This window comes from Coprococcus sp. AF16-5, from assembly GCF_003479365.1.
Taxonomy (GTDB): domain Bacteria; phylum Bacillota; class Clostridia; order Lachnospirales; family Lachnospiraceae; genus Coprococcus; species Coprococcus aceti.
Window position 1 is genome coordinate 66,820 of the sequence record NZ_QUGZ01000006.1, and the last position, 17,539, is coordinate 84,358.

Below are 17,539 nucleotides of genomic sequence, written 5' to 3' on the forward strand. Positions count from 1 at the left end.
AAGATGAAGGAAAAGACATATGTAGAGGACATAGACAGAAATATATATGACTTCAAGTATGATGACAAAGATGCCTATAAGCTTAAAGCTGGTCTCACACCTGAGATAGTTGAGCAGCTTTCAAAGGAGAAACATGATCCGGCATGGATGCAGAATTTCAGACTTGAGTCTTTACAGATATACAACAATATGCAGGTGCCTGACTGGGGCCCATCCATCGAGGGACTGGATATTGACAATATAGTTACTTACGTAAGACCAAATACCAAGATGAAGGGCAGCTGGGATGAAGTTCCTGAGGATATCAAGGATACATTTGAGAGACTTGGAATCCCTCAGGCTGAGAGAAAATCCCTTGCGGGAGTTGGTGCACAGTACGATTCAGAACTCGTATATCACAATGTCCGCCAGGAGGTTGCGGACATGGGAGTTGTGTACACTGATATGGAGAGTGCACTCACAGGTGAGTATGCAGACATGGTGCAGAAGCATTTCATGAAGCTTGTCACCCCTCATGATCACAAATTTGCAGCACTTCACGGAGCTGTGTGGTCAGGTGGTTCATTTGTATATGTGCCACCTGGAGTAAAGGTTGAGATCCCACTTCAGTCATACTTCAGACTTAACGCAGCGGGCGCGGGTCAGTTTGAGCACACACTCATCATAGTAGATGAGGGAGCAGACCTCCACTTTATAGAGGGATGTTCGGCACCGAAGTACAATGTGGCGAACCTTCACGCAGGCTGTGTGGAGTTGTTTGTCGGCAAGAACGCAAAGCTCAGATATTCAACCATAGAGAACTGGTCCAAGAACATGTACAACCTGAACACCAAGAGAGCCCGCGTTGAAGAGGGTGGAACCATCGAGTGGGTATCGGGTTCATTTGGATCACATGTGTCATACCTTTACCCGATGAGCGTGCTCAAGGGCAAGGGCGCCAGGATGGAGTTCACCGGAGTTACATTTGCCGGTAAGGGACAGAACCTTGACACAGGAGCGAAGGTAGTTCACGCGGCACCTGACACAAGCTCATATATCAACACAAAGTCTATCTCCAAGGACGGGGGTATAAGCACATTCCGTTCATCAGTTGTAGTGACAAAGGAGGCTGAGGACTCCAAGGCAGCAGTTTCCTGCCAGTCACTTATGCTTGATTCGATATCACGTTCGGACACCATACCGGCCATGGATATCAGAACCAAGAAGGTAAATGTGGGACATGAGGCACAGATAGGAAGCATCAGTGACGAGGCTGTGTTCTACCTGATGTCCAGAGGAATGAGTGAAGAAGACGCGAGAGCATGTATCGTCAGTGGATTTGCAGACAATGTATCGAAGGAGCTGCCGCTTGAGTATGCTCTTGAGATGAACAACCTCATCCGTCTTGAGATGAAGGGCAGCATAGGTTAAGGAGGTGCGGTGACATGGAGAACAATAACGAGATGAAGATCAACAAGCTCCCGGCAAAGACATGGTACTGGCTTCGCATGAACGACACAGCACTTAACTGGAATCCGGACATGGCGGGATGCAGTGTGAAGATAGATGGCGGCAAGGAAGCTGATAAGCAGGCTTCTGATTTCGATGGAATAGAGACTGGTGCAGGAAGAGATGCGGACGTACTCTTCGCACAGCAGGCAGCAGGAAGTGTACTCGTTGCGGACGAGACCAATAAAGGGCAGACAGTGCACGTGCTGATAAATGGAACCGGGGCAAATGGCAGCAGCGGTTATGCTTACGTGCAGGCAGATGCAGGTTCAGACATGACAGTCATAGAGACATTTGGCGAGAATGCGGAGGGCGGCAGCCTGGCATTCCGTACGCGTTTTAATATAGAGAAGGACGCACACATACGTCTTGTACAGATATTTATGCAGGATGAGAACACGACCATACTCAACGACGTGGGAAGTGAGTGTGCGGAGAATGGGCAGCTAGATGTGCTTCAGATATTTATCGGCAAGGGCAATCTGTACAACGGCGTGAGAACTGAGCTCATTGGTAAGCGTGCTTCAACCAACATGGATATAGGTTACCTTGGCCAGAAGAAGCAGGTCATAGATATCAACCTTGTGGTTAACCATATAGGCAAGAAGACCAACTGCAACATACAGGTGGATGGAACACTTAAGGATGCTGCGGAGAAGATATTCAGAGGTTCGATAGATTTCAAGACAGGTTCATCGGATTCGAAGGGCGCTGAGACTGAGAATGTACTGCTGCTCGGCGATGATGTGGTGAACAAGACTATACCGCTTATCCTCTGTGCAGAGGAAAATGTGGAGGGATCACATGGAGCGACCATCGGTGAACTTGACGAGGATACTTTATTCTACTTCGCGTCAAGGGGAATCGATATGGAGACAGCCGAGGACATGATGACCAAGGGCAAGATGGAGGTCCTCTACCGCAAGATCCAGGACGAGAACACAGAGAAGCTGGTGGAGAAGCAGCTTGCGGAGGTAATGGAATATGACAGACAGGAATTATAGAGAGGATTTTCCTCTGTTGAGAAACAATGACACAGCTTATATAGACAATGCGGCCACAGCGCAGAAGCCACAGGTGGTCATAGACGCTGAGAGAGAGTTCTATGAGAAGAGCAATGCGAATCCACTCAGAGGATTCTATCCGCTCAGCCTTGAGGCGACAGAGAAGTATGAGAGTGCCAGAAAGGTAGTCAGGGACTTCATTCACGCTGACTCTGAGAAGGAGATAATCTTCACCAGGAATACCACAGAGAGCCTTAACCTTGTGGCATACAGCTACGCGCTGAATAACCTTAAGGCTGGTGACGAGATAGCAGTCACCATCATGGAGCACCACAGCAACATGCTTCCATGGCAGATGGCGGCCAGAGTCACAGGTGCAACTCTCAGATATCTCGACTGTGAGAAGGATGGAACGCTGACTGACGAGACCATCAATTCCGGAATCAACGAGCACACAAAGCTGCTTGCTGTCGGACATGTGTCAAATGTTCTTGGATGTGTGAATCCGGTCAGAAAGATGGCTGACAGGGCGCACAGCTTTGGCGCGGTTGTCGTTGTCGATGGCGCGCAGAGTACACCGCATATGACTATAGATGTGCATGAGCTTGGCGCTGATTTCTTTGCATTCTCAGGCCACAAGCTGATGGGACCTATGGGAATAGGAGTGTTATACGGAAGACAGGAACTGCTTGACGCGATGCCTCCATTCATGTCAGGTGGAGAGATGATAGATTCGGTTTCAAGAGATGGCGCTGTATATGCGGAATTGCCTCACAAGTTTGAGGCTGGTACAGTCAATGCGGCTGGAGCTGCGGGACTTGCGGCTGCTATAGGCTACATCAAAGAGGTTGGATTTGACTATATAGAAAAGAGAGAGCTGGAGCTCACGACCCGTGCCATGGAGGGACTTGCAAAGCTTCCTCATGTGCATGTCATCGGTTCAGATAAGCCGGAGAACCACACCGGAATAGTGGCGTTCACCATAGACAATGTACATCCGCATGATGTCAGCGAGATCATGGCTGCGGATGGAATAGATGTGAGGGCTGGACATCACTGTGCACAGCCACTGCTTGTACACCTTGGCGTGTACAATACGACAAGGGCAAGTTTTATGTTCTACAATACAGATGAAGAGGTAGATGCATTTGTGGAGAGTGTCGCAAATGTGAGAAGGAGAATGGGATATGCAGAATAATATTCAAAACAGGAATTTTTATAATGAGATCCTTACAGAGCACAATATGAGACCTGAATTCAAATATGATCTTCCTGCTGCAAATGTTGTGCTGGAGGGTGTAAATCCCAACTGCGGTGATGACATCTGGCTTAAACTGAAGGTTGAGAACGGAGTCATCGAGGATGGATCATTCGTGGGAGACGGATGTGCTATATCCCAGGCGTCGGCAGATATAATGCTTGGAATGATCATAGGAAAGACCAAGGAGGAGGCCTTGAAGCTTGGGCAGCTCTTTCTGAAGATGATACAGGGAGAGGCTACAGACGAGGAGATAGACCAGCTTGAGGAGGCATCAGCGCTCAAGGATATAGCGCACATGCCGGCCAGAGTAAAGTGTGCGGTCCTCGGATGGCACACCCTTGAGGAAGCGTTGAAGAATATATCATAAGGGTGGATTCCTTATGATAATGCGGGCGCTGCGCGAAGCGCATCGGAATGCGCCTGCTCCACATATCGTAGATATTCTTTATCTGCATCTTAACTATAGGCATGATATACTTCACTTGAATGTGTGAAAGCGGGCGCCGCTGGTAAGATCTATGTCGTTTGTGACATAAGGTGTACTGGTGGCGCTTTCTTTAAAATAATCCAAAAGGGATTGATACATATGAAAAAAATAAATATACAAAAAAGCAAAAAAAATAAAGGGTGTAAATGTAAGGACATTATAAAAAATGTGCTGTTGATGCTGGTGATGATAGCCATAGGGGTTGGATTGTGTCTGATAATAAAGACAACATTTACTACAGACATATTGATACCGGCCGTCATGGTGTTTTCGGTATTTTTGATATCGGTGTTCACTGACGGATATGTGTATGGAATACTGGCATCTGTAGTCAGCGTGATAATAGTGAATTTTGCATTTACATTTCCGTATTTCAAGATAGATTTTCTTATTCCTGAAAATATCACATCGGCGATAATTATGATAGCCATAGCGTTTATTACCTGTGGTTTTACAAGCAAGATAAAGTATCAGGAAATGCTCAAGAAAGAAAGTGAGATGGAGAAAATGAGGGCGAACCTGCTGCGTGCAGTGTCGCATGATTTTCGAACTCCACTTACCACCATTTACGGGGCCAGCTCGGCACTTATAGAGAGTGGCAGCGAATTCACGGACGAGCAGAAGGAGAAGATGCTCCGGGGTATCCAGCAGGATTCACAGTGGCTCTACCGCATGGTGGAGAACCTTTTGTCCGTAACGAGGCTGGACGGAGACATAAATCTCATAAAGACCCCGATAGCCCTGGATGAGCTGATAGATTCGGTGCTTATCAAATTTGCAAAGAGATATCCTGATCAGGAGGTAGAAGTCGATCTGCCCGATGAGCTGGTCATCATACCAATGGATGCAATTCTCATAGAGCAGGTTATCATCAATATCCTTGAGAATGCAGTACAGCATGCAGAGGGAATGAAGAATCTGGCATTGAATGTGAAATGCGATGGCGACAGGGTTGTGTTTGAGGTACAGGATGATGGCGATGGAATACCGGAGGATAGGTTGAAACACCTGTTTGATGGAAGCCTTCTGGGGGACAGCTCTGATGAGGTGTCCGCGGACTGCAGGCCGAGAAGAAATGCCGGAATAGGTCTGTCGGTATGTGCGACCATCATAAAAGCACATGGAGGAGATATAAGTGCATACAATTCCGCGGAAGGTGGTGCAGTATTCAGGTTTACACTGAAGATAGAGGAGGTTACGGATGAGCAATAACAAATACAAAGTCTTGATAATAGAAGATGAACAAAATATCAACAATCTGCTGGATACCCTGATGCAGGCAAATGGCTATCAGACGATCATAGCCACATCCTGCGGAAGCGGTCTTATGATGTATGCGTCCCACAGACCTGACATAGTGATACTTGATCTGGGACTTCCAGATAAGGATGGAATAGCATTTCTCACGGAGATAAGAAAGACGGATTTCACGCCGGTCATAGTGCTCTCGGCGAGATCTGATGAGAAGGATAAGGTGGAGGCGCTCAACCTGGGGGCAAATGATTATGTGACCAAGCCGTTTGGCTCTGAGGAGCTGGTTGCCAGGGTCAGATCTGCGCTCCGCACAGTGCTTTACCAAGCGCATGACAGTGAACTGCCGACAGGGAAATTCCAGACTGGGGATTTGCTCATAGACTACGAAGCCAGACGAGTGTTCATAGGGGATGAGGAGATCAAGCTGACTCAGACTGAGTACAACATAGTCGATCTTCTGTCCAGACATCCGGGCAAGATGCTTACATACAGTTTCATCGTAAAAGAGGTATGGGGCTACAATGACATGGGAAGCACCAAGAGACTTCAGGTAAATATGGCGAATATAAGAAAGAAGTTCGGAGTGAAGCCGGGCAAGAAGAGTTTTATCATCAATGAGCTGGGCGTGGGATACAGGATGTGTGATGACAGCGAAAAACTCATTGATAGTATTTGATTGTAGATTAATAAAATAAAGTCCGCTATACTGATTTTATGAAGTATAGCGGATTTTTTATTAAATCAGGAGGAGTGTTATGAAAGGGTACAGAAAAATCATGAAGGCTGTGGCGGTCATTCTTGCATTTGCACTGATATTTTCAGGTATGAATGTTCCGGGAACTGCGCTGGCAGCTACAACGGCGGCTACGGCAAAAAACACGGTTGTAAAGAGCATCACTGTGAGCAATCTGCCAGCCGGCACACTTACGCTCAAGGCGGGAAAGTCATTTGCTCTTAAGACAAATGTGGCGGCGAAAGAGCTGAAATTCGTAACCAGCAACAGAAGGATAGCAACCGTGACAACTGCGGGAGTGATCAAAGCAGGAAATGTAAAAAATGGGACAGCTAAGATTACAATGTCGCTGAAGGCTGATCCTAAGGTAAAGAAGGTTATTACGGTAACTGCAGGACAGCCTGTCACGAGTGTAAAGCTTACTAAAAGCAAGCTGACGCTGGTAAAAGGAAAAAGTGCTGTGGTAAAGGCTTCTGTTGGAACAAGCAAGGCAAGCAATAAGAAGGTCGTATGGAAGAGCAGCAATATAAAGGTTGCTAAGGTTAATTCCAGAGGACGGATAACAGCAGCCGGAGGCGGTTCAGCAGTCATCACAGCAGTAGCTGCAGATGGTTCCGGCAAGAAGGCAAGTTGTAAGGTATCAGTCAAGGCGTATGTAACTTCTATAAAGTTCAAAAAGGGCAGCGGTAAGATGTATGTGGGAAAAACAGAACAGTTAAACCCAGTCATTGCACCGGCAGATGCAACAAACAAGAAGTGTACCTGGAAGTCTTCGAATGATAAGGTCGCTATGGTAAGTTCATCCGGACTCGTTGTGGCTGTTGGCGCTGGAACCACAGTGATTACAGCAACAACTACAGACGGAACAAAAAAGACAGTAAAATATAAGCTGACAGTTCTAAATGCTGTGAAGATTGCTTCGGCGCAGGTGGATAACAGGCAGACAATAAATGTTACATTGTCATCTGCACAGAAGCTGACAGCATCAAATTTTGCTGTTAAAGTAAAGACCACATTAAATGGCGGCATATACAACAAGAGCATTCCGATTGAAAGTGTGTCTACAGGAGACAATAAAAAATACACGATCAGGTTTAACAAGGAGAACAGGCTTTCATCTTCGGACAGAATATGTGTGTACGTAAGTGGACTTACAGGAACAGGAACCGGTAAGGTGGAGACATATTATTCTGACGGAAAGTATAATAAGACATATTATGAAGCCAGAGCAATTGAGCAGAATGCGAATGTGAATACAGACGTTAATTTATCTGGCAGTGGCTACCTCAAGGTTTCTGTAAAGGACGTTCCGGCTGGAATGAGGTATACAATAGGTGGAATGCGTTCCAACTGTATTACTTTCACAGGGAAAATAACCAAGTCTGGCACATCAGTCACGACAATTACAGCAGTTGATGAGTATGGTAATACAATGACAACTATCGTAACATGGTGTGTATACAACAGCTCCGTGATATCAGCTTATTACAGCCCAAGGTATTATCGCACTCGTGGTGAAAGTGGAGCGGCTGTGCATGTAGCTGCTGATATAAATTCTGTAGCTGGTGGCTCAGGAAATTATATCTATGATATAGTTGGCAATACTTATGGTCTTGATATTTATAGTAATGGTAAATTGGAGGGTTACATCAATAAGGCTGGTACTTATAATATAAAAGTCAGGATAACGGATTCCGATAATGCCGGAGTCAGCACAACTGTAGACTGTGTGATAAATGTTGCACAGGGAATTACAGTATCGGGATATATCAGGGATGTGGCAGGAGAAGTATTGTCAAATGCATATATTATATTTACGAATAGGGACAAATCCACAGAGTATACATATTACTGTTATTCTGATGTAAAAAGAGATGGATCGTATTCTGTAGATATTGTTCCTGGGACATATGATATAGCTATATATTCGGGTTCGGACACAACATACATATATTCACAGCGGTTTACCGGAAACATTTCGGGAAGAAATTATTCGTCGGATGTAAAAAAGATATCCGTTAGATCAAAGGATAACGGATATAATATAGAGAATATCGGCACATGGTATGACGAGGATGGCAACAGCGTTGGAGCTGGTGCATACGTTTATCTGGCGCCTGGTACTTACAGACTTACAGGTCGCGGGGTTGCTTTAGCCGGAACTATAACCGCAACGATAAACAGCAAGACTTCATATGTTGTAGCAGATATTAAGACAGACTATGAGGAGATTGGTGATAGAACCTCTATAAATGCATCAGTGGGAACATACTATAGATTTGTTCCAAAGATGACGGCAGCATACTATATCTATTCAAGCTCTGGATCGAGTAATAATCCATATGGACATCTTTATGATGCAGATGGAGAAGTGCTTACAATTAATGATGATGACAAGCAGGAGCATATCAGCACAGGAAATGACCACGATTTCTATATGTCATATAACTGTGAAGCAGGAAAAGTCTACTATATTAATGTTACACGAAACAGCAGTATGGTATATATAACCACAGAGTATCCTGGAAATTAAGAGGATACCCGTACGTCTTTTTATGTGGGTATGAATAATACTCAATAGCATGTGCGAGATTGACAAGCATAGTATATAATTTATAATATATGATATGGTGTATTAAAAAGGAAAGGTTATGTTTTAAGGAAAAAGGAGGAACTTTATGAAAAGAAGTAACAGGTTTATGGCGGTCATTGCGGTGATCCTTGCATTTGCATTGACATTTACAGGTGTCAGCATTCCGGCAAATGCGGCGGCCACATCAACCGTCAAGAGTATCGCGGTGAAGAATCTTCCAAGTAATACTCTTACACTCAAGGCGGGGAAAACATTTACACTGAAGACAAATACGACTTCAGGCAATCTGAAATTCTCAACAAGCAATAAAAAGATCGTGACAGTGTCTTCTGCAGGAAAGCTTAATGCTAAAAAAAGTGGACGCGCAAATATCACTATATCTTTAAAATCAAATCCAAAAATTAAGAAGGTAGTGAAGGTTACAGTCGGTAAGCCTGTCACAAGAGTTAAGGTGAACAAGTCGGCGCTGACAATTAAAAAGGGCGGGTCAGCAGTGATAAAGGCGACAGTAGGACCAAACACAGCTAGCAACAAGAAGGTTATCTGGAAAAGCAGCAATTCCAAGATTGCGAAGGTAAGCTCTACAGGCAGAATCAGAGCGGTAAAAGGCGGAACAGCGACAATCACAGCAGTGGCCGCTGACGGCTCGGGCAAGAAGGCTGTCTGCAGGGTAACGGTGAAGGCATCAATAACATCGTTAAGCTTCAGCAAAATAAGTGGAAGGCTGTATGTAGGCAAAACGATGCAGCTCAGCCCAGTTATAAAGCCGTCAGATGCAACCAATAAGAAATGTGCATGGAGTTCTTCAAATGATAAGGTAGCCATGGTAAATTCTGAAGGAAAAGTATATGCGGTTGCTGCAGGAACAGCGGTGATAACAGCAAAGGCTACAGATGGCACAGGTAAGAAGGCGACATACAAAGTCACAGTTGCGAAAGCGAACACCATAGCATCTGCAACTGTCAGTGACCCACAAACTGTGCAGGTTACATTATCGGGAAGTCAGAAACTTCCGGCTTCCAGTTTTGTTGTAAAGGCGAGCACGGTACTGAATGGAACATATAACTATACCATTCCATTGGACGGCGTGACGACAAAGGACAATAAAACCTACACCATAGCGCTGAGAAGAGGATGCTCATTAAGCGATTATGTGAGAGTCTGTGTCTATGTAGATGGACTGTATGGCACAGGTAAGTCAAGTATTGAGACATATTATTCCAAGGATCATTCAAATAGAAGGGTTTATATGACTTATGAACTTGAACAGAATGAGTCATTCAGCAGAGAATTTACAGTGGATCGCGCAAGAGGAATATGTAAAATTACTGTAGACAAGCTCCCTGATGGTGTGAAATATGCAAGAAAAACGAATGGAAGTAACGCGATCAGTTTCAGTGGAACAGTGAGAAAGACAGGAACAACGAAAACAACAATTAAGTCTGTTGATGAGCTGGGGGATATAGTTACATACATAATCACATGGAATGTCAGCAGTTCGTCGGTGATCGCGGCGTATTATATACCTCAATACGGCATGATAGGCACGGATAATAAATATTATTCAGTAAGTGTGAAGCCTACATCTGTCGCAGGCGGTTCAGGGAAATACACTTATAGCATAGACGGGGATGACTATGGCTTGAGTGTTGATATAACAGGAAGGGTCACAGGAAAAATTTATCAGGAGGGAACATATAACCTGAAGGTAAAGATAACGGATGACAACGATACGAAGATCAGCACCACAGTTAACTGTGAGATAAATGCTAAAAAGGCGATCAAGGTTGAGGGGTATGTCAAGGATATAAATGGAAATAACCTGAACGGGGTATCGATCATGTTCTACAATCATGATAAAGCAACTCCTTATCTTGCGTGGAGTGGTGTTACATCAAGAAATTATGGTTCATATTCGATGGATCTGTTCCCTGGTACATACGAAGTGGTAATATCCATAGGAGATGACAGCACATATCTGCATAACCAGAAATTTGACAAGTCTGAGACTGGCAGAAACTTTGTATCAGATGTATTAAAACTTACTGTAAATCCTGACAATGCCAAGTATTCGGTTGATGATATCGGAGCATGGTATGATGAATATGACAGACAATGCGGTACAAATGGGTATGTTTATCTTGTCCCAGGAACATCATATACACTTAAGGCCAAAGGAATGGGTAAGCGAGGCGTGATAACTGCAAAGGTAGACAGAAAGGCAGTTTCAGTCACAGCAAAAATGTCTGAGGATGTGATCGAGATAGGAGATAAAAGCTCATTTTTTGCAGAAGAAAATGGATTTTACAAATTTGTTCCAAAAACTACGGGCACATACTACTTTTATTCAATTTCAACAAGTGATCCATATGGACATTTGTATGATGAGAATAAAAAGAAGCTGGTTGAAAAGGATGATAATAAGCATAATCTGACAACAAATACATATGATTTTTATATGAGTTATAATTGTGTTGCGGGCAAGACATATTATATATCCGTAACCAGAGACTCAAGTGATATATATATATCGACTACTGATCCAAATTCAAGTAAGTAATAGTCGTTTTAGGATAGAACATCTCTTTGATTGGACGAACAATTTAGTTAAAAAAATATGACTGGGCTGCCGCCTGACTTATGGATAAGTTGGGCGACGGCCCTTTTTGTGTTCAAAAGCACATAATCCCTATTGACATAGTAGGAAATAAGTTGTATACTCCAACATGTCGACAGATAATTACTACATATCAGATAGGATATATGTGGATAAGGAGGTGGACAGATGCAACAGGTGTTGTGCTTTGGAGATTCCAATACATGGGGATACAATCCTGAGAATGGAGAGAGATTTCCCTGGGGGATCAGATGGACCAGTATATTGCAGCAGAAGCTGGCAAATAAAGATATAAGGATCATAGAGGAAGGTCTCTGTGGAAGAACAACAGTGTTCGAGGATCCACTGAGACAGGGAAGAAAGGGCGTGTCGCTGTTCCCTACTCTGCTGGAGACACACAAACCGGAGAATATAGTGATCATGCTTGGAACAAATGACTGTAAGACAGTGTTCTCGGCATCGCCGGATGTGATAGGCAAGGGAATACGGAGACTGCTCATTCAGGCAAAACAGTATTCAGCGGACAGCAGGATACTTCTCGTATCGCCGATACATTTGGGCGAGCAGGTGTGGAAGGATGAATTTGATCCTGAGTTTTCACCGGAATCCGTTGAGGTGTCAAGGAAACTCACGGATGTTTATAAGAAGATAGCTGATGAGTTCGGCGTGGAATTTCTGGCGGCATCATCCGTGGCGGACAGCAGCGAGGCAGATCAGGAACACATGAATCCTGAGGGCCATGCAGCACTGGCAGGAGCGATAGAGGAAAAGATTTATCAGATGGCCTGTTAAGAATTATATAGAAAATAATGTACAGTATATAAAGATAGTAAAGAATCAAGAAAGAACATAGAGACTTGAAAAAAGTAAAAAAAGAAAGGAAACAAAATCATGGCAAAGATAGCATCACAGTTAACAGAACTTATAGGAAACACTCCACTTCTGGAGCTCACAAATTATGAGAAGGAGCTTGGACTCAAGGCACACATCGTTGCAAAGCTTGAGTATTTCAACCCGCTTGGCTCAGTTAAGGATCGTGTGGCAGCAGCCATGGTCGAGCAGGGAATAAAGGATGGCCTCATCAATCAGGAGACAGTCATCATCGAGCCTACATCAGGCAATACAGGAATCGGACTTGCATTTGTATCAGCAGCAAAGGGCCTTCACCTGATACTCACCATGCCGGACACCATGAGCGTTGAGCGTAGAAAGATCGTGTCAGCTCTCGGTGCTGAGATCGTGTTAACACCGGGCAGAGAGGGAATGAAGGGAGCCATCGCCAAGGCAAATGAGCTCAAAGAGCAGTACGGCAATGCATTCATCCCACAGCAGTTTGAGAACAAGGCAAATCCTGCTATCCACAAGAAGACAACGGCGGAGGAGATCTGGAGAGATACAGACGGAAAGGTTGATGCATTTGTATCAGCAGTAGGAACAGGCGGAACAGCTACAGGAACAGGAAGCGGACTCAAGGAGCACAATCCAAATGTCAAGCTGATTGCAGTTGAGCCTGCTGATTCACCGGTTCTCTCAGGCGGAGCACCTGGCCCACACAAGATCCAGGGAATCGGAGCCGGATTCGTACCGGGCGTTATGGATCTGAGCATCGTGGATGAGATCATCAGGATCCAGAACGATGACGCATTTGACACGGCGAGAAAGATTGCAAAGACAGATGGTGTTCTGGTTGGAATATCCGCAGGTGCGGCACTCTATGCGGCAACTGAGCTTGCAAAGAGACCTGAGTACGAGGGCAAGACTATTGTGGTTCTTTTCCCGGATACAGGAGAGAGATACCTCTCAACATCACTGTTTAACCTGTAATTCACATCTGCGGCTTCGTAAATGTGTCGAATGCGATTCAAGAATTTGTATACCAAGCTGGGATCGCTTCCGCTCAACTCAGCCTGCAGCGGTACTAAGGTGCCGCTTAAGGCGCCACCTAAGGACCGGCGGCTTCGTATGTCCCTACTTGGTATACAAAATTTGAATCACATATGAATGTTGTTGAGGAGCCGCAGAGTGTGAAAGCTGACGGTGGACTTTATTTAGGAGATAAAGATAATGAGATTGGTGAAAAGAGTATTGCTTCTGTCCATGGCGGCGGTGCTGGCGATAGGTGCTGCCGGCTGTGGCGGGAGGAAGGACGATGTTATCACAATTACAAATGTTTCGTATGACCCGACGAGGGAGCTGTATGAGAGATACAACGACATGTTCGAACAGTATTACAAAGAGCAGTACGGACAGGACATCAAGGTCATCCAGTCTCATGGAGGCTCCGGCTCACAGGCGAGGTCGGTGGTGGAGGGCTGTAATGCAGATGTTGTCACATTGGCACTTGAGCATGACATTGACCTCATATCAGCAAATGGTCTGATAGATTCAGGCTGGATAGATGAATTTGACAAGGATTCGGCGCCGTATACATCCACAATCGTCTTTCTGGTTAGAAAGGGAAATGACAAGAACATACAGGACTGGAACGATCTGGTGAAGGACGATGTGGAAGTCATAACACCTGATCCGAAGAGCAGCGGTGGTGCCTGTTGGAATTTCCTTGCGGCACTTGCGTATGCGAGGGAGACGTACAGTGATGAAAATGATATATGGCAGTTCATGAAGAAGCTTTATCAGAATGTGTCGGTCATGGATTCAGGAGCCAGAGGTTCGACGACCACATTTGTGGAGAATGGCAAGGGTGATGTGCTGATTGCCTGGGAGAATGAGGCGATAGCAACCCTGAAGGAATACCCGGAGGATTACGAGATAGTTAATCCGTCAGTGAGTATACTGGCTCAGCCGAGTGTGGCGGTTGTCGATGACAACGCAAAGCTGGGTGGAACAGAGGAGGTCAGCACAGAGTATCTGAAGTACCTGTACAGCGATGACGCTCAGAGGCTTGAGGCTGAGAGCGGCTATCGCCCGACAAATGAGAAGATACTTGCAGAGTATGCAGACGTATTTGATCTGGACATCAAGCAGTGGACCATAGATGATTTCGGAGGCTGGAACAAAGCCTATGAGGATTTCTTCGACGACGGAGCAAAGTTTGATGAAATTTACGATTATTAAAATGGATTGGAAGACGAGATGGCAGCAGAGGAAAATGGCAAGAAGGATAAACTTAATAACGCAAAGAAGACCAGAGTTATCCCGGGATATCATCTGACGCTTGGAATAGTCATTGCCATGCTGTCGTTGATAGTTCTGATCCCTTTGGCATCGGTTCTGGTGTCGTCGCTGAAGCTTTCGCCGAGTGAGTTCTGGCATCTGCTTCTGAAGAAGAATGTGCTGAATGCATTTAAGACCAGCATCAGCTATTCGTTCATAGCGGCGGTAGTCAATACAGTGTTTGGCCTGATAATAGCGTGGACACTGGTCAAATACGATTTTCCCGGCAAGAAGATACTGGACGGATTCATAGAGCTTCCATTCTGTCTGCCAACGGCGGTTGCCGGTATCACACTGTCGAGATTGTACAGTGAAGATGGATTCCTTGGAAAGCCGCTTGCGGCTCTTGGAATAGATGTTGCATACACAAAGATCGGACTTACCATCGCCCTCGTATTTGTGGGAATACCATTTGTCATAAGGGCGGTGCAGCCGATACTTGAGAAGATGGATAATCAGTACGAGGAGGCGGCCTACATGTTGGGAGCCACACCGAGAAGAACATTCTTCAAGGTCATACTTCCAGAGCTCAGACCGGCACTTCTGACCGGCTTCGGACTGGCATTTGCCAGAGGGATCGGAGAGTACGGCAGTGTCATCTACATATCGGGCAACAGCGCAAAGGAGCAGACGCAGGTCATATCATACGTGATCATGCAGAAGCTTAGCTACATAGACTATGCCAGCGCAACAGCCATAGCACTGGTGATGCTGGTAATATCATTTGTACTGTTGTTCGCGATCAACATAGTACAGCTGAGACAGTCCAGAAGGACTAACTTACTTTAATTTAGAAAAAGGAGGAAACACGATGAGCGAACAGGAAAAGCTGCAGCGCGGCAAGCGCAGGACAAAGATAATACTGATAACCGTGACGGTGCTTTTCATAGTGCTCATGCTTGTTGTTCCACTTATATCGGTGATAACAAGTGCGCTGAAGGAGGGCTTTAAGTTCTACCTTCAGTCGATCACAACAGAGTATGTGATAAGTGCACTTGGTGTCACACTTATTGCCACAGTCATAGCTGTGGTGGTAAACACATTTTTCGGAATATGTGCGGCATGGCTGCTGACGAAGTTCTCCTTCAAAGGCAAGCAGGTGCTGGCGACACTGATAGACATTCCGTTTTCCATATCACCTGTCATCGTAGGTCTTGCCTACCTCATGACATTTGGAAGACTCGGATGGACGTATCCGGCGATCAGATGGATCAATGATATGCTGGGAACAAATATCAGGATAACTTTTGCAGTTCCGGGCGTTGTGCTTGCTACCATATTCGTGACATTCCCATTTGTGTCAAGGGAGCTTATCCCAGTGCTGAACGCCCAGGGCAAGGATGAGGAGGAGGCAGCGGCGCTCATGGGGGCGAAAGGCTTCACGATATTCAGAAGGATAACACTTCCCCAGATGAAATGGGGACTCATATACGGAATTATTCTCTGTACCGCCAGAGCACTCGGCGAGTTCGGTGCGGTAAATGCACTGTCCAAGACAAGGGGCGGGACATTTACACTTCCACTTGAGATCGATGCGCTGTACATGTCGGGAACGGAGGAATCCATCACAGCAGCATTTGCTGTATCATCCATACTGGTGATCATAGCGGTCATCATATTGTTCCTGAGAAATCTGCTTGAGTACAGAGCGAAGAGGAAACGCGCTTATGAACGAAGTTCATAACTCTCATGCGCGTGACGACCTGCCGCTGAGCGGAGGCGAGGGGGCGCTACCCGAAAAAGGGCGATATCCGATAAGGGCGAAGTGAGATAGTCTGCATATGGGATGGCTTGCAGGAGTTTCGAGAGATAGATCAGGTGCGGAAGAATAAGAGAACAAAAAGGAGGCTGACGACATGTACGTCGAGATGAAAAATATATATAAGAAATATGGAGATTTCCTGGCGTCCAACAATGTCAGCTTTGGTGTGGAGAAGGGCAAGCTGGTGGCGCTTCTGGGACCGTCGGGAAGCGGAAAGACGACACTTCTCCGAATGATAGCCGGACTTGAAAATCCAAATTCCGGTGACATATACATAGACGGCAGGCGTGTAAATGATATACCAGCTGCAAAGAGAGGAATAGGATTTGTATTCCAGAATTATGCACTGTTCCGTTACATGACGGTATTTGACAATGTGGCATTTGGACTTGAACTCATGAAGGTTCCAAAGAAGGAGATCAAGAAGAGAGTTATGGAGCTTCTGGAGCTTACAGGGCTGTCAGGTATGGAGAAGAGATATCCGAATCAGCTCTCAGGCGGACAACGGCAGAGAGTGGCATTTGCCAGGGCGCTGGCACCGAATCCACAGGTGTTGCTGCTGGACGAGCCATTTGCCGCGATAGATGCAAAGGTCAGGACGGAGCTTAGAACCTGGCTCAAGGAGATGGTTGAAAAGCTTGGCATAACGAGCATATTTGTCACTCACGATCAGGATGAGGCTGTGGAGGTTGCGGATGAGATCATCATCACCAACCACGGACAGATAGAGCAGATGGGATCGCCGATGGAGATATACAAGACGCCGTCCACACCGTTTGTGGCACAGTTCATCGGGAGGTCAACTGTTGTGGAGGACTACGAGAAGCTCAAGGGCTTTGACAGAGTGCCGGGAGCAGACAAGGCAGTCATCAGACCGGAGTTCGTCAAGATATCCAAGAGCGGCAGGCTGGATCAGTACCAGAGTGCGGCGGAGTCGGGGATAGTCAAGGATGTGCTGTTCCGCGGAAGCCATCTGGACGTCACGGTGGATGTCAATGGAGTGGAGATCGTCGCCGAGAGATCCATGGAGAAGGATGTCGTAAAGCCGGGGGAGCAGGTCCACGTTCTCATCTACAGGCTGTATGTATTTGATGAGAATCAGACATATCTGCTGGAGAACAAGGCAATGCAGGATAACGATGTATTCTACATCTAATTATAAAAGT

14 protein-coding genes are annotated in these 17,539 nt (G+C 45.7%); all 14 read left to right on the forward strand.

What is annotated here, in order from left to right:
- Positions 1-3 precede the first annotated feature (3 nt).
- Positions 4-1,410 (forward strand): Fe-S cluster assembly protein SufB, encoded by a 1,407-nt coding sequence (sufB, locus tag DWW70_RS13025; RefSeq protein WP_055224519.1) that lies wholly within the window; start codon positions 4-6, stop codon positions 1,408-1,410.
- Between the two features lie 14 nt (positions 1,411-1,424).
- Entirely contained in the window at positions 1,425-2,492 is a 1,068-nt protein-coding gene (locus DWW70_RS13030) for a SufB/SufD family protein (RefSeq protein ID WP_055145402.1), read from the forward strand.
- Entirely contained in the window at positions 2,473-3,690 is a 1,218-nt protein-coding gene (locus DWW70_RS13035) for an aminotransferase class V-fold PLP-dependent enzyme (protein ID WP_055145405.1), read from the forward strand. The genes DWW70_RS13030 and DWW70_RS13035 overlap by 20 nt, the downstream gene beginning before the upstream one ends.
- Complete coding sequence (sufU, locus tag DWW70_RS13040) at positions 3,680-4,120, forward strand: Fe-S cluster assembly sulfur transfer protein SufU (RefSeq protein WP_004851759.1); 441 nt, start codon at positions 3,680-3,682, stop codon at positions 4,118-4,120. The genes DWW70_RS13035 and sufU overlap by 11 nt, the downstream gene beginning before the upstream one ends.
- 297 nt (positions 4,121-4,417) lie before the next feature.
- Positions 4,418-5,452, forward strand: a complete 1,035-nt coding sequence (locus DWW70_RS13045; protein WP_118650041.1) for a sensor histidine kinase — start codon at positions 4,418-4,420, stop codon at positions 5,450-5,452.
- Positions 5,442-6,170, forward strand: coding sequence for a response regulator transcription factor (locus DWW70_RS13050; protein ID WP_117550346.1), 729 nt, complete (start codon positions 5,442-5,444; stop codon positions 6,168-6,170). Before DWW70_RS13045 ends, DWW70_RS13050 begins: the two co-directional genes overlap by 11 nt.
- Before the next feature lie 79 nt (positions 6,171-6,249).
- Entirely contained in the window at positions 6,250-8,760 is a 2,511-nt protein-coding gene (locus DWW70_RS13055; protein WP_117875436.1) for an Ig-like domain-containing protein, read from the forward strand.
- A gap of 145 nt (positions 8,761-8,905) precedes the next feature.
- The gene (locus DWW70_RS13060) at positions 8,906-11,380 is read left to right on the forward strand and encodes an Ig-like domain-containing protein (protein ID WP_118650006.1); all 2,475 of its coding nucleotides are present in this window, start codon (positions 8,906-8,908) and stop codon (positions 11,378-11,380) included.
- A 225-nt stretch (positions 11,381-11,605) separates the two neighbouring features.
- A complete protein-coding gene (locus tag DWW70_RS13065; RefSeq protein WP_118650007.1) occupies positions 11,606-12,229 on the forward strand; it encodes a GDSL-type esterase/lipase family protein in 624 nt (207 codons plus the stop codon).
- A gap of 99 nt (positions 12,230-12,328) precedes the next feature.
- Positions 12,329-13,261 (forward strand): cysteine synthase A, encoded by a 933-nt coding sequence (cysK, locus tag DWW70_RS13070; RefSeq protein ID WP_118650008.1) that lies wholly within the window; start codon positions 12,329-12,331, stop codon positions 13,259-13,261.
- Between the two features lie 240 nt (positions 13,262-13,501).
- Positions 13,502-14,512: a sulfate ABC transporter substrate-binding protein gene (locus tag DWW70_RS13075; RefSeq protein ID WP_118650009.1), complete on the forward strand. Its 1,011-nt coding sequence runs from the start codon at positions 13,502-13,504 to the stop codon at positions 14,510-14,512.
- 18 nt (positions 14,513-14,530) lie between these two features.
- The gene (gene cysT, locus DWW70_RS13080) at positions 14,531-15,400 is read left to right on the forward strand and encodes a sulfate ABC transporter permease subunit CysT (protein WP_118650010.1); all 870 of its coding nucleotides are present in this window, start codon (positions 14,531-14,533) and stop codon (positions 15,398-15,400) included.
- Positions 15,401-15,422: 22 nt separating this feature from the next.
- Positions 15,423-16,295 carry a sulfate ABC transporter permease gene (locus DWW70_RS13085; RefSeq protein ID WP_004851742.1) on the forward strand — a complete coding sequence of 291 codons (873 nt, stop codon included), beginning with the start codon at positions 15,423-15,425 and terminating at the stop codon, positions 16,293-16,295.
- Between the two features lie 172 nt (positions 16,296-16,467).
- Positions 16,468-17,529 carry an ABC transporter ATP-binding protein gene (locus tag DWW70_RS13090; RefSeq protein WP_015534721.1) on the forward strand — a complete coding sequence of 354 codons (1,062 nt, stop codon included), beginning with the start codon at positions 16,468-16,470 and terminating at the stop codon, positions 17,527-17,529.
- Positions 17,530-17,539: the final 10 nt, after the last annotated feature.